At 72.7% G+C, this 13,066-nt stretch carries 7 protein-coding genes and 2 pseudogenes; 5 read left to right on the top strand and 4 right to left on the bottom strand.

What is annotated here, in order from left to right; genetic code table 11:
- Positions 1 to 17 precede the first annotated feature (17 nt).
- Complete coding sequence (locus EFK10_RS04865; RefSeq protein WP_127354534.1) at positions 18 to 1,673, bottom strand: PucR family transcriptional regulator; 1,656 nt, start codon at positions 1,671 to 1,673, stop codon at positions 18 to 20.
- 269 nt (positions 1,674 to 1,942) lie between these two features.
- On the opposite strand from EFK10_RS04865, the gene EFK10_RS04870 reads away from it, so the two are divergent.
- From EFK10_RS04870 to EFK10_RS04890, 5 genes and pseudogenes are all read left to right on the top strand, one after another.
- A complete protein-coding gene (locus EFK10_RS04870) occupies positions 1,943 to 2,830 on the top strand; it encodes an FAD binding domain-containing protein (protein WP_127354535.1) in 888 nt (295 codons plus the stop codon).
- Positions 2,821 to 3,387, top strand: coding sequence for a (2Fe-2S)-binding protein (locus EFK10_RS04875; protein ID WP_127354536.1), 567 nt, complete (start codon positions 2,821 to 2,823; stop codon positions 3,385 to 3,387). Before EFK10_RS04870 ends, EFK10_RS04875 begins: the two co-directional genes overlap by 10 nt.
- A 2-nt stretch (positions 3,388 to 3,389) precedes the next feature.
- A complete protein-coding gene (locus EFK10_RS04880; protein WP_127354537.1) occupies positions 3,390 to 5,828 on the top strand; it encodes a xanthine dehydrogenase family protein molybdopterin-binding subunit in 2,439 nt (812 codons plus the stop codon).
- Between the two features lie 100 nt (positions 5,829 to 5,928).
- Positions 5,929 to 6,402 (top strand): annotated as a pseudogene (locus tag EFK10_RS04885) (solute carrier family 23 protein); the annotation flags it as partial.
- 15 nt (positions 6,403 to 6,417) lie between these two features.
- Complete coding sequence (locus EFK10_RS04890) at positions 6,418 to 7,551, top strand: XdhC family protein (protein ID WP_127354538.1); 1,134 nt, start codon at positions 6,418 to 6,420, stop codon at positions 7,549 to 7,551.
- Positions 7,552 to 7,735: 184 nt separating this feature from the next.
- Here the strand turns inward: EFK10_RS04890 and EFK10_RS04895 are convergent, their stop codons facing one another.
- From EFK10_RS04895 to EFK10_RS04905, 3 genes and pseudogenes are all read right to left on the bottom strand, one after another.
- On the bottom strand, positions 7,736 to 10,477 hold the full coding sequence (locus tag EFK10_RS04895; RefSeq protein WP_127354539.1) for a SpoIIE family protein phosphatase/ATP-binding protein: 2,742 nt from the start codon (positions 10,475 to 10,477) through the stop codon (positions 7,736 to 7,738).
- A 195-nt stretch (positions 10,478 to 10,672) separates the two neighbouring features.
- Positions 10,673 to 11,216, bottom strand: a pseudogene (locus EFK10_RS04900) (S1 family peptidase); the annotation flags it as partial.
- Positions 11,217 to 11,357: 141 nt separating this feature from the next.
- On the bottom strand, positions 11,358 to 13,066 hold a 1,709-nt coding region (locus EFK10_RS04905), incomplete at its 5' end, for a helix-turn-helix transcriptional regulator (protein WP_164835821.1).

Here is a 13,066-nt window from a genome sequence, read left to right on the forward strand (position 1 = left end):
CAACCGCGCCGACCTGGTCAGCTCATGCGCAGCGCGAGGAAGAAGTCGAGCTTGTCCTCCAGCCGCGAGAGGTCGCGTCCGGTGAGCTGCTCGATCCGCCCGATCCGGTAGCGCAGCGTGTTGACGTGCAGGTGGAGCCGCGTCGCGCAGCGCGTCCACGACCCGTCGCACTCCAGGAAAGCCTCGAGCGTGGGGATGAGCTCGGCCCGGTGCCGACGGTCGTAGACCCGGAGGGGGTCCAGGAGCCGGGCGGTGAAGGCACGGCGGACGTCGTCCGGGACGAAGGGAAGCAGCAGCACGTGCGAGGCCAGCTCCTCGTGCCCCGCGACGCAGACCCGGCCCGGGCGAGCGGCGGCGACCCGGCGGGCGTGCCGGGCCTCCTCCAGGGCGCCGCGGAGGGCTTCGGCGGAGTGGACGGTGGCGCTGACGCCGAGAGTGAGGCGGCCGTCGCCGTCGAGGCCGCGGGTGAGCGGGCCGCGCAGGGCGGTCAGGAGGCCGTCGGCGGTGAGCTCGGCGGCGGGGTCGTCGGCGGGCCCCACGGAGGAGAGGGGCACGAGAGCCATGGCCTCGTCGCCGGTGTGGGCGACGGCCAGGCGGTCGGCGAAGTCGGGGCCTACGGCGGCGGGGTCGACCAATGCCTCCTCCAGCAGGGCCTGGGCAACGGGTCCGGCGCCGCCCGGTAGCTCGGCGCCGCACCATTCGACGCGGGCCACGACTACCTGCCAGTGCGGTGCCGCGCCGAGGCCGGGCACCAGGACCGGCGCGGCGACCCGGAGCCGGGCGGCGACCTCCGCGGGCGGGGCGCCGGCCTGCACCAGCTCCAGGACCTCCTGGGCGAGGCGCCGCCGCACCGTGCGGGCGGCCTCCCGCCGCTCCCGCTCGACCGAGATGAGCTGGGTGACGCCTTGCAGCAGGTCGAGCCGTTCGCCCGGCCAGTCACCGGCGTCGGCCTCGACGACCAGGAACCAGTCGGACAGCAGCGTGGCCCGGGGGTCGTCCCGTGGGTCGCCGGTGCGGATGGGGAAGAGTGAGTACGTACGGCCGCCGATGAGGGTGCGGTGCGGGGAGGGGCGGGCGGTGCGGGTGGCGGCCAGGTGCTCGCCGGCCAGGCCGGCGCGCAGCGCGACGGGGAGGGGGTGCGAGGATCCCGCGATCTGGCGGCCGGTGGTGGACAGCACCCAGGCGCGCAGGTCGAGGTCGCTGCCGAGCAGGTCCAGCACAGCGTCGGGGCCGCCCCCGGCCGGCCCCGAGGACATCAGCCGCCGGTGCCGGTCCACTACGGCGGCCAGGTCGCCGGCGCGCTCGGTGGAGACCTGCCGTACGACATGCTCGGTGATCGACGCGAAGGCGACGTCCTCCGACACCGAGAACAGCGGGAGCCGGTGCCGGGCGCAGGCCAGGACCAGGTCCTGGGGAACGGAGCCGAGCTCGGCCTCGCCCGCCGCGAGCCCGGCAACCCCTGCCGATGCGAGAATATGGACAAAACGTTCCGAATCCTCGGGGTCGTGTCGCCAGGCGAGTCCGGTGAGCACCAGCTCGCCGCCCGCCAGGTAGCGGCTGGGGTCGCGCAGGTCGGTGGTCATCACCCCGCGGACCGCGCGGTCCAGCTCGTCCTCGCCGCCCAGCAGCCGGAGGCCCAGTGCGTCGGTGTCCAGCAGTGCGCGCAGCCGCATCGTGTGTCGCCTTGTCTCGAACGTGTCCCTGGTGCAAGGGGTACCAGGGTCGCGCCCGCTTCGTTCCATCGGTATTGCCGGGCGAATGCCGTGATGTTTCGTAGCCCGGTCTTTCATAGGAATCTACAAGACACGGGGCCTGGCCAGCCAAATGCTTCATGCAATCAGTGACTGCGCCCGGACGGGGGCACAGCGGTGTACTGGCCGTGACGCGCGTGAACAGGACATGAATACGCCCCATTCGAGACTCGAAGAAGAGAGCAACCCCCATGGACTTCCTGCGCCCAGCCAGCTGGGAGGAGGCGCTCGCCGCGAAGGCGGAGCACCCGACAGCCGTGCCCATCGCGGGCGGCACCGACATCATGGTCGAGATCAACTTCGACCAGCGCCGGCCGGACGTGCTCCTCGACCTGAATCGTATCGGCGAGCTCCAGGAGTGGGAGACCGGCGAGGAGACCGTACGGCTGGGCGCCTCGGTCCCCTATACCCGGATCATGGAGAACCTGCGCGCGGAACTGCCCGGCCTCGCCCTGGCCTCGCACACCGTCGCCTCGCCGCAGATCCGCAACCGCGGCGGCGTCGGCGGCAACCTCGGCACTGCCTCCCCGGCCGGTGACGCCCACCCCGCGCTGCTCGCAGCCGGTGCCGTGGTCGAGGTGGCGTCCGTACGGGGCACGCGGCTGATCCCGATCGACGACTTCTACACCGGTGTGAAGCGCAACGCGCTCGCCCCCGACGAGCTGATCCGGGCCGTGCACATCAAGAAGGCCGACGGCCCGCAGCAGTTCTCCAAGGTCGGCACGCGCAATGCCATGGTGATCGCGGTCTGCGCCTTCGGTCTGGCGCTGCACCCCGAGACCCGGACCGTCCGCACCGGCATCGGCTCGGCCGCCCCCACCCCGGTCCGGGCCAGGCCCGCGGAGGAGTTCCTGGCCGCCGCGCTCGATGAGGGCGGCTTCTGGGACAACGGCAAGCTCATCCCGCCGGCGGTGGCCCGGCAGTTCGCTGAGCTGGTGTCCGGCTCCGCCAGCCCCATCGACGACGTGCGAGGCAGCGCCTCGTACCGCCGCCACGCGCTGGGCGTCATGGCCCGCCGCACGCTGGGCTGGACCTGGGACGAGTACCGCGGCAACGAGAGGACCATCCGATGCGCGTGACCTTCACCGTCAACGGCCGCCCGCAGGAGGCCGACGACGTCTGGGAGGGCGAGAGCCTTCTGTATGTACTCCGCGAGCGCATGGGCCTGCCCGGCTCGAAGAACGCCTGCGAGCAGGGTGAGTGCGGCTCCTGTACGGTCCGCCTCGACGGCGTGCCGGTGTGCTCCTGCCTGGTCGCCGCCGGCCAGTGCCAGGACCGCGAGATCGTCACCGTCGAGGGGCTGGCCGAGCACGCCAAGGCACGTACGTGCGGTACGGGTGCCTGTGGCAGCGCCAAGGGCACCGGCCTCGACGAGGCCCAGCAGTGGCAGGCGCGGCCCACCGACGAATCCGTCGAGCTGTCGCCGATCCAGCAGGCCTTCATCGACGCCGGCGCCGTCCAGTGCGGCTTCTGCACCCCCGGTCTTCTCGTCGCCGCCGACGAGCTGCTGGAGCGCAACGCCGAGCCCACCGACGCCGACATCCGCGAGGCGCTGTCCGGCAACCTGTGCCGCTGCACCGGCTACGAGAAGATCCTCGACGCCGTCCGCCTCGCCGCCGTCCGACAGGAGGCCTGAGCATGGGCACGACCGGCATCCCCACCCGCATCACCCAGGGCACCCCGACCAAGGGCGGCATCGGCGAGTCCACGCTGCGCCCCGACGGCACGCTCAAGGTCACCGGCGAGTTCGCGTACGCCTCCGACCTGTGGCACGAGGACATGCTGTGGGGCTTCACCCTGCGCAGCCCGTACGCCCACGCCGAGATCGTCTCCATCGACATCTCCCAGGCGCTGGCCCAGCCCGGCGTCTACGCGGTCCTTACGTACGAGGACCTGCCGACCGACGTCAAGCACTACGGCCTGGAGATCCAGGACACCCCGGTCCTCGCCCATGGCCGGGTCCGCCACCATGGCGAGCCCGTGGCCCTGGTCGCCGCCGACCACCCGGAGACCGCCCGCCGCGCCGGAGCCAAGATCAGGGTCGAGTACGCCGAACTGCCCGTCGTCACCGACGAGGCCTCCGCGACCGCCCCCGGCGCCCCGATCCTCCACGAGGGCCGGGACGACCATCACGCGGGCCACGTCCCGCACCCCAACATCGTTCACCGGCAGCCCATCGTCCGGGGCGACGCGGAGGCGGCCGCCCGCCGCGCCGACGTCATCGTCACCGGCGAGTACGAGGTCGGCATCCAGGACCAGGCCTTCCTCGGCCCCGAGTCCGGCCTCGCCGTGCCCGCTGAGGACGGCGGCGTGGACCTCTACATCGCCACCCAGTGGCTGCACGCCGACCAGCGCCAGATCGCCCCCGTCCTCGGCCTGCCCGAGGACAAGGTCCGCATGACGCTGTCCGGCGTCGGCGGTGCCTTCGGCGGCCGCGAGGACCTGTCCATGCAGATCCACGCCTGCCTGCTCGCCCTGCGCACCGGCAAGCCGGTCAAGATGGTCTACAACCGCTTCGAGTCCTTCTTCGGCCACGTCCACCGGCACCCCGCCAAGCTCTGGTACGAGCACGGCGCCACCCGCGACGGCAAGCTCACCCACATGAAGTGCCGCATCGTCCTCGACGGCGGCGCCTACGCCTCCTCCTCCCCGGCCGTCGTGGGCAACGCCTCGTCCCTGAGCGTCGGCCCGTACGTCATCGAGGACGTCGACATCGAGGCCATCGCCCTCTACACCAACAACCCGCCCTGTGGCGCCATGCGCGGCTTCGGCGCGGTTCAGGCGTGCTTCGCCTACGAGGCCCAGATGGACAAGGTCGCCGCCGAACTGGGCATGGATCCGGTGGAGTTCCGGCAGCTCAACGCCATGACCCAAGGCACCCTCCTGCCGACCGGCCAGGCCGTCGACGCCCCGGCGCCCGTCGCCGAGCTGCTGCGCCGCGTCAAGGCCATGCCGATGCCGCCCGAGCAGCAGTGGCTGTCCGCTGGGGGCACGCCCCCGCGCTCCGCTGGGGGGACCCCCACCCGGCCGGAGGCTGGGGGAGAGACGGCGGACGTACGCGCTCTGCCCGGCGGCCTGTCCAACACCACCCACGGCGAGGGCGTCGTGCGCGGCGTCGGCTACGCGGTCGGCATCAAGAACGTCGGCTTCTCCGAGGGCTTCGACGACTACTCGACCGCCCGGGTCCGCCTGGAGGTCATCGCCGGCGAGCCCGTCGCCACCGTCCACACCGCGATGGCCGAGGTCGGCCAGGGCGGCGTCACCGTCCACGCCCAGATCGCCCGCACCGAACTGGGCGTCACCCAGGTCACCATCAACCCCGCCGACACACAGGTCGGTTCGGCCGGATCCACCTCCGCCTCCCGGCAGACGTACGTCACCGGCGGCGCCGTCAGGCACAGCTGCGAGGCCGTGCGCGAGAAGGTCCTGGAACGGGGCCGCGCCAAGTTCGGCACGTACCACCCGGCATGGGCCACCGCCGAGCTGCTGCTGGAGGGCGGCAAGGTCGTCACCGACGGCGGCGAGGTGCTGGCCGACCTGGTGGACGTCCTGGGCGAAGAGGCCATCGACCTCGAACTGGAATGGCGGCACCGCCCGACCGAGCCCTTCGACCTGCGCACCGGACAGGGCTTCGGCCACGTTCAGTACTCCTTCGCTGCCCACCGCGCGGTCGTCGAGGTCGACACCGAGCTCGGCCTGGTCAAGGTCATCGAGCTGGCCTGCGCCCAGGACGTCGGCAAGGCCCTCAACCCGCTGTCGGTCGTCGGCCAGATCCAGGGCGGTACGACCCAGGGCCTCGGCCTCGCCGTCATGGAGGAGATCCTCGTCGACCCGGTGACCGCGAAGGTACGCAACCCGTCCTTCACGGACTACCTGATCCCCACCATCCTCGACACGCCGCCCATCCCGGTCGACGTCCTAGAACTCGCCGACGACCACGCCCCGTACGGGCTGCGCGGCGTCGGCGAGGCCCCCACCCTGTCCTCCACGCCTGCCGTCGTCGCCGCCATCCGTGCCGCGACGGGCCTGGCGCTCAAGCGGGTCCCGGTGCGCCCCGAGCACATCACCGGAACGTAAGGCCATGCCCTGCGGGCGGCCGACCTGGGCTTCTCGCCGCTGCTGCGGCGGGTGGCCCCGGCGCCCCGGCGCCGCGACCGACCGTGCAGCGGGCCACCGCCTGTTCATCGACGGCGCCGGCGGCGCGATCGGCGGCATCTCCGGGGCCTCCGGGCAGACCGTCTTCATCGAGTCCGCCACCGGCGTCGGCGAGGGCGCCCGGACCGGTCTGTCCTCGGTCGTCACGGGCCTGCTCTTCGCGGCCGGGCTGTTCTTCACCCCGCTGGCGCAGATCGTGCCGGGACAGGTGGCGGCCGCCGCCCTGGTCGTCATCGGCGCGCTGATGATGGGCAACGCCCGGCACGTGGACTGGGCCGACCGGTCCATCGCGATCCCGGTCTTCCTGACGGTCGCGCTGATGCCGTTCACGTACTCCATCACCGCCGGCGTCGGCGCCGGGGTCATCGCGTACACGGCCATCAAGGCGGCCCAGGGCAAGTTCCGCGAGCCCGGGCTGTTCATGTGGATCCTGACGGGCGTCTTCACGGTGTACTTCGCCCTCAATCCGATCGAGTCCTGGCTCGGCGTCAAGTAGCAAAGGAGCCCCCAGATGCTGGACATCGCTGACGAGCTGCACCGCTGGTGCGAGCAGGGGCGGTCCTTCGCCGTCGCGACGGTCGTCGCGGTCGGCGGCAGCGCGCCCCGGCAGCCCGGCGCGGCACTCGCCGTCGACGCCGACGGGACGGCGGTCGGCAGCGTGTCCGGCGGGTGTGTGGAAGGCGCGGTCTACGACCTGTGCCAGGAAGTCCTGGAGACCGGCGAACCCGTGCTCCAGCGCTTCGGCTACTCCGACGACGACGCCTTCGTCGTGGGCCTGACCTGCGGCGGCGTCATCGACATCTTCATCCAACGGGTGTCCGGACGGCCGGAGTTCACCGCGGCCCTGGCCGCCGCCGGCGCCGGGGCCGCGGCCGCGGTGGCCAGGATCGTCGAGGGCCCGGCGGAACTGCTCGGGCGCGGACTGCTCATCCGTTCCGACGGCTCGTACGACGGCACGCTCGGCGACCCCGAGCTGGACCGTACGGCCTCCGGCGAGGCCGGCGCGCTCCTCGAAGCCGGTCGCACCGCCACTGCCCACATCGGCGCCGACGGCAGCCGCTGCGGCGAGCCCCTGACCCTCCTGGTCGAGTCCAGCGTGCCGCCTCCGCGCATGCTGGTCTTCGGCGCCATCGACTTCGCCGCCGCCGTCGTGCGCATCGGCAAGTTCCTCGGCTACCGAGTCACCCTCTGCGACGCCCGCCCGGTCTTCGCCACCCGCGCCCGCTTCCCCGACGCCGACGAGGTCGTCGTCAGCTGGCCGCACCGCTACCTCGAGTCCACCGAGGTGGACGGCCGCACGGTCATCTGCGTCCTCACCCACGACGCCAAGTTCGACGTCCCCCTCCTCGAGCGCGCCCTCCGCATGCCCCTCGCCTTCGTCGGCGCCATGGGCTCCCGCCGCACCCACCAATCCCGCCTCCAACGCCTCCGCGACATCGGCCTCACCGAACTCGAACTCGCCCGCCTCCGCAGCCCCATCGGCCTCGACCTCGGCGCCCGCACCCCCGAGGAAACCGCCTTGTCCATCGCCGCCGAAATCGTCGCCGACCGCCGCGGCGGCACCGGCGTGCCGCTCACCGGCGCGCACACCCCGATCCATCACGATGCGGCCTCGCCTGCGGGTCGGGTGGTGCCGGCGGCCTGACGGCGCCGGTTGGGATCACTCCGGCCCGGCGGACGGAGTCCGGCGCAGCCGCCCGAAGCCAGCGCAGCGCCCCGCGAGAGCGGCGGTGGGGATGGGGGCCCGCGCAGCCGCCCGAAGCCAGCGCAGTGCCCACGAGGGCGGCGTGGAGAGGGGGCTCACGATGCGGCCCCGCCCCCCGGGCGGGTCAGTCCGGCGGCGTAGCGTCTGGGGGGAGCTGTTGCTCGGCCCAGATGACTTTGCCCTCGTCGGTGTACCGGGTGCCCCAGCGTTCGGCGAATTGGGCGACGAGGAAGAGGCCGCGGCCGCCTTCGTCGGTGGTGGCGGCGTAGCGGAGGTAGGGGGAGGTGCTGCTGGAGTCGGAGACCTCGCAGATGAGGGTGCGGTCGCGGAGGAGGCGGACGCGGATGGGGCCGATGGCGTAGCGGATGGAGTTGGTGATCAGCTCGCTGAGGATGAGCTCGGTGCTGAACGTGAGCTCTTCGAGGCCCCATTCCGCCAGTTTGCGGGAGACCGAGGCCCGGACCCCGGCGACGGCGGCCGGGTCGTTGGGAACCTCCCACTCGGCGACGCGGTCGGCGTGGAGGCGGCGCGTACGGGCCACCAGCAGGGCGATGTCGTCCCCGGGGCGTTCCGGGAGCAGCGAGTCGATGACTGTGGTGCAGGTGTCGTCGGGGGAGCGGCCGGGGTGGCCGGCCAGGGCGTCGCGCAACAGGCCGAGGCCGACATCGATGTCCCGGTCGCGGGATTCGACCAGGCCGTCGGTGTAGAGGACCAGCAGCGCGCCCTCGGGGAGGGTCAGCTGCGTGGTCTCGAAGGGGAGGCCGCCCACACCCAGCGGCGGCCCGGCGGGCACGTCGGGATAGGTGACGTCGCCGTCGGGCGCGACGAGCGCGGGCACCGGATGCCCGGCGCGCGACAGGCTGCAGTGCCCGGACACCGGATCGTAGATCGCGTACAGGCAGGTGGCCCCAGCGATGGCGATCACGCCGGCCTCGGTGCCCCCCGGGCCCTCGGAGGCCCTCTCGGCCTGGTCCCGGTCGAGTCGGCTGACCAGCTCGTCGAGATGCCCGAGAATCGCGTCCGGTGGCAGGTCGAGGGTCGAGAAGTTGTCCACGGCGGTCCGCAGCCGGCCCATCGTGGCGGCGGCCAGCAGCCCGTGCCCGACCACGTCGCCGACCACCAGCGCGACCCGGGCGCCCGGCAGTGGAATTACGTCGAACCAGTCCCCGCCGACCCCGGCCTGTGCCGGCATATACCGGTGCGCGACGTCGAGGGCGCTCTGCTCGGGCAGCACGCGCGGCAGCAGGCTCCGCTGCAGAGTCACGGCCATGGCGTGCTCGCGGGTGTAGCGGCGGGCGTTGTCGATGCACACCGCGGCCCTGGCGACCAGTTCCTCCGCCAGCGACAGATCCTCCTCCTCGAAGGGCTCGGGCTTCTCCGAGCGCCAGAAGTTCACCATGCCCAGCAGCACGCCCCGGGCCCGCAGCGGGACCGTCATCAGCGAGTGGATCCCGTAGTCGAGCACCTGCTGCATACGGTCGGGGTCCTGGGCTCGCCACTCCCAGGCCTCGTGCAGGTCGCGTACGAGGACCGACTTGCCGGTGCCGAAGCCCTGCCCCTGCAGGGTGTCCGGGTTCAAGGTGATCAGCCGGCCAGGCGGATAGAGCGGGTGGTCGTCCCGGATGCCGTGCACGGCGACCAGGCGCAGCTCCGCGCCGTCGCCCGCCCGGGGCTCCTCGCCGCGCAGCACGGTCTCCACGAGCCCGACGGTGACGAAGTCGGCCAGCCGGGGGACCGAGACCTGCGCCAACTCCTCGGCGGTCCGTACGACATCCAGGGTGGTGCCGATCGCCATGCTCGCGTCGTACAGCAGCCGCAGCCGGGTCTGCGCCTCCTCGGCCCGTCCGGACAGCACCTTCAGCTCCGTGGAGTCACGCAGGGTGATGACACAGCCCGGGGGCCCGCCGTCGCGGTCTGTGGGCCGGTTGTTCACCGCGAGCAGCCGGCCGCCGACCAGCATGACCTCGTCGGTGGCCTCTTGCCCGGACACCAGCAGGTCGGTGATCTGCGGATTGAGGCCCAGCTCGGTGACCGGGCGGCCCTCGGCGTCCGGGGGCAGGTCCAGCAGGCGCCGGGCCTCGTCGTTGGCGAGCAGCAGCCGGCGCTCTCCCTCGGTCTCAGACCTGCCCTTTCCGTTCCGTGGTCGGCCTACGCCCCCGATCTCACCTCCGCCGACGATGAGCACGCCCTCGCGCACCGCGTGCAGCACGGCGTCGTGGTGCTCGTACATCTTGGTCATTTCCAGCGGGCCCAGGCCGTGGGTCTGCCGCCGTAGTCTCCTGCTGATCAGCGCCGTCCCGCCGGTGGCCAGCGCCAGCCCGGCCGCCGCCGCGCCGAGCAGCACCGGCAGCTGGCGGTCGACGACCCCCCGGACCTTGCTGAGGGTGACGCCGGCGGAGACGGCCCCGACGACCTTGCCCTTGTCGTCGTAGACCGGCACGATCGCCTGCACCAGCGGGCCGATGGTCCCCTTGATCTTCTCGATGACGATGTGGCCGTGCAGCGCAGGCTGGATGTTCCCGACGAACTTCTTGCCGATGCGGTTCGGCTTGGTGTGGGTGTAGCGGATGGCCTTGGTGTTCGTCACGACGATGAAGTCCACGCCGGTCCGTTTGCGGGCCGACTCGGTGCGTGGCTGCAGCACCGCCGTCGGGTCGGGCGAGGCCAGTGCCTGCACGATCCCTGGTGAGCTCGCGAAGGTCTGGGCGACGGCGAGCGACCGATTGCGGGCCTCCGTGGTGCTGTCGTGTTCCGACTGCAGCACGAGAGCCGCCACCGCGCCCACGCCGAGCAGCAACACGATCACTACCTGCAGGACGAAGACCTGACCGGCAACGCTGCGTACCCGGCCCCACAGCCGGACCATAGGCCCATGTCTACACTGCCCTGTCCCGCGGGGCGACCGGTACGGCTGTTAAGGGGTGGTTCGCCTGACATGTCTTTACGGTGGCCGTACGCCGGTGGCGGCGCCCTCGACAGGGGGCCGGGCGCGAATGGATAGGGGGCGCCGGGAGCCGCTCGTAGCGGCTCGCAGCGCCCCCTGGTGCAACCTGACGGGTAGTCAGGAGTTGATCTGCGTCGTCACCAGCGACGAGAAGGTCGTCAGCCGGGTGTAGACGCCGGGGTAGCCGGCCTCGGCGCAGCCCTCACCCAGGAGGTGATGCCTGCCAGGGACGCCCCCGATGAGCAGCGGGCCGCCGCTGTCGCCCTGGCAGGTGTCCACACCGCCGGAGGTGTATCCGGCGCAGACCATGTCGGTGGCGACGAAGCTGGAGCCGTAGGAGCTCTTGCAGCTGGAGTCGGACACGATCGGGACGGTCGCGGTGCGGAGCTGGTTGGACGAGCTGCCGCTCTCGGACGTGGTGCCCCAGCCGAGGATGCGGGCGGTGGTGCCGGCCGCGTAGACGCCGGTGTCCGACGAGGAGACGTACGAGGCCGTGGTGTACGGCATCGAGGTGGAGAAGGTGAGCACGGCCACGTCGTCGCCGTTGGTGGCGTCGGTGTAGCCGGGGTTGATCCAGATCTTGCTGACCCTGCTGACGGTGCCGTTCGTGCCGCTGAGGTAACGTACCGCCGCCGACGACGCGGACGCACTGCCGTGTTTGAAGAGGTTGTTGCTACTGGTGCGATCCTTAAGGTAGAGCGACCGCACCCCGGCCCCAATGAGGGAAGCCCCTTGTGGGGGACGGGTAGGGATAACCCTTGGTTACCCCTGGTCCGCGCCTCCCTGACGGCTCGTCAGCCTGTCAGCCCGCCGCGCGGCGCCGCGCCGCCAGCCGGACGATGTCCACGCGGGAGCGGATCCCCAGCTTGCGGTAGACCCGCGTGAGCGTGGCCTCGACGGTCTTCACGCTGATGAAGAGGGTCGCCGCGATCTCGCGGTTGGTCGCCCCCTCCAGCACGAGCGCGGCGACCTGACGCTCCATCGCGGCGAGCGTGCTGAAGTCCGGGATCCCCTGGTCGCCCTGGCCCTCCGCGGCGGCCGGCGCTTCAGCTGGCGCGACCGGCGCCGGGGCCCCGGCCGGGGCCGAGCCGACCAGTTGGAGCCAGGGCAGGGCCTTGGCGCGCTTGAAGATGCGGGCGGCGTCCTGGAGCGCCGTACGCGCGGCGGACGGATTGCGGCGCTCCCGCTCGACACGGGACAGCGCCAGGGCCGCCCGGGCCTCCTCCAGGCCGTACCCGAGCATCCCGAGGCGCTGCCGTGCGGCGGCGAGCAGTGCGGCGGCGGCGTCCAGGTCCCCCCGGGCGGCCTTGACCAGGCCGTCGGAGCGGTCGAGGACGGCGAGGATGCTGGCCCGGCCGAGTCGAGCGGCGAAGACCCGGGTGGTGTCGATGACCTCCTGGGCCTCGGCCAGCTCGCCGACGAGTACGAGGGCCTCGGCGAGGTCGGCCTGCCAGCGCCCGCGCGCCGGCTCGGTCACCCCGAGCTCCCGCTCCAGCTGCCGTACCCGGCGTAGCGCCTGCACCGCGCCCGGCGCGTCACCGGAGACCAGACGGGCGTGGCCGAGCGCGTACAGATACCGCGACAGAGACATCGGGTCGCCGGCCTCCTCGGCCCTGCGCACCGCCTCGGCGGCCAGTGACAGAGCCTTCTCGGTGGAGCCGCCGGCCGCCTCGGCCAGCGAGGCGATCTGCAGTGCCCAACCCTCGCCGACGCCCGAGTCCTGGCCCAGCCGCAGACTTTCGTGGGCCAGTTCGAGGGCCGCGCCGCAGCGGCCGGCCCGCAGCTCGGTCTCGGCGAGATTGCGCCGGAACAGCAGCTCGCTCTCCACCGCGCCGCGCCGGGCGGCCTCGCTGACCAGCGGTGCGATGGTGGCGCGGGCGCCGTCCAGATCGTCGACCATCATCAGGTACCGGAAACGGGTGTAGCCGGGGCCGTTGTGGCTGCACGCCACGTCGGGAAGCTGCGGCTCGCGCAGCGCCCGCTCCAGGGTCTCCGGCGCGCGCGGATCGCCGATCAGCGACTCCTGGAGCGCCTGGAAGGACAGCGCGAGCAGCTCCGTACGCCGGTCGCCTGCCTGCGCGGCCAGTTCGGCGGCGCGCCCTGCCTCCGCTGCGCCCTCCCGGATCGAGCCGTCCACCACGACGTGCCGCCACGCCATCTGGTAGCGGACCAGCCCCAGCAGCCGGGGGTCGTCGCCCGCGTCGGCCAGGGCCTGCGGATAGACGTCGTCCACCTTGCCCAGGGCGTGGCCGACCGAGTCGATCACCGCGATCCAGGCCCGCACCCGGTCTGCGGGGTCGGTGGCGACGGCCAGCACATCGCGGGCGGTGCTCCGGCCGAGCTCGGTCTCACCGGCCAACAGCGCGTCCTCGGCCGCGTCGAGCCGGCGCTGGATGATGATCGCGCCCTCGTCGTCCGGGGTGTGCCGGGCGGCGAGCAGCCCGAGCTGCGCCGCCACCGCCGGGGCGCCCCGGCCCCGGGCCACGGCGGCGGCCTCGGCGAGGCCCTGCG

The sequence above is a fragment of the Streptomyces soli genome, assembly GCF_003999195.1.
GTDB classification, from domain to species: Bacteria; Actinomycetota; Actinomycetes; order Streptomycetales; family Streptomycetaceae; genus Actinacidiphila; species Actinacidiphila soli.

Excerpts from the sequence above, each read along its gene's own strand:
- EFK10_RS04865 (WP_127354534.1), bottom strand. The coding sequence starts at position 1,673 with ATGCGGCTGCGCGCACTGCTGGACACCGACGCACTGGGCCTCCGGCTG.
- EFK10_RS04895 (WP_127354539.1), bottom strand. The coding sequence starts at position 10,477 with ATGGTCCGGCTGTGGGGCCGGGTACGCAGCGTTGCCGGTCAGGTCTTC.
- EFK10_RS04870 (WP_127354535.1), top strand. The coding sequence starts at position 1,943 with ATGGACTTCCTGCGCCCAGCCAGCTGGGAGGAGGCGCTCGCCGCGAAG.
- EFK10_RS04875 (WP_127354536.1), top strand. The coding sequence starts at position 2,821 with ATGCGCGTGACCTTCACCGTCAACGGCCGCCCGCAGGAGGCCGACGAC.
- EFK10_RS04880 (WP_127354537.1), top strand. The coding sequence starts at position 3,390 with ATGGGCACGACCGGCATCCCCACCCGCATCACCCAGGGCACCCCGACC.
- EFK10_RS04890 (WP_127354538.1), top strand. The coding sequence starts at position 6,418 with ATGCTGGACATCGCTGACGAGCTGCACCGCTGGTGCGAGCAGGGGCGG.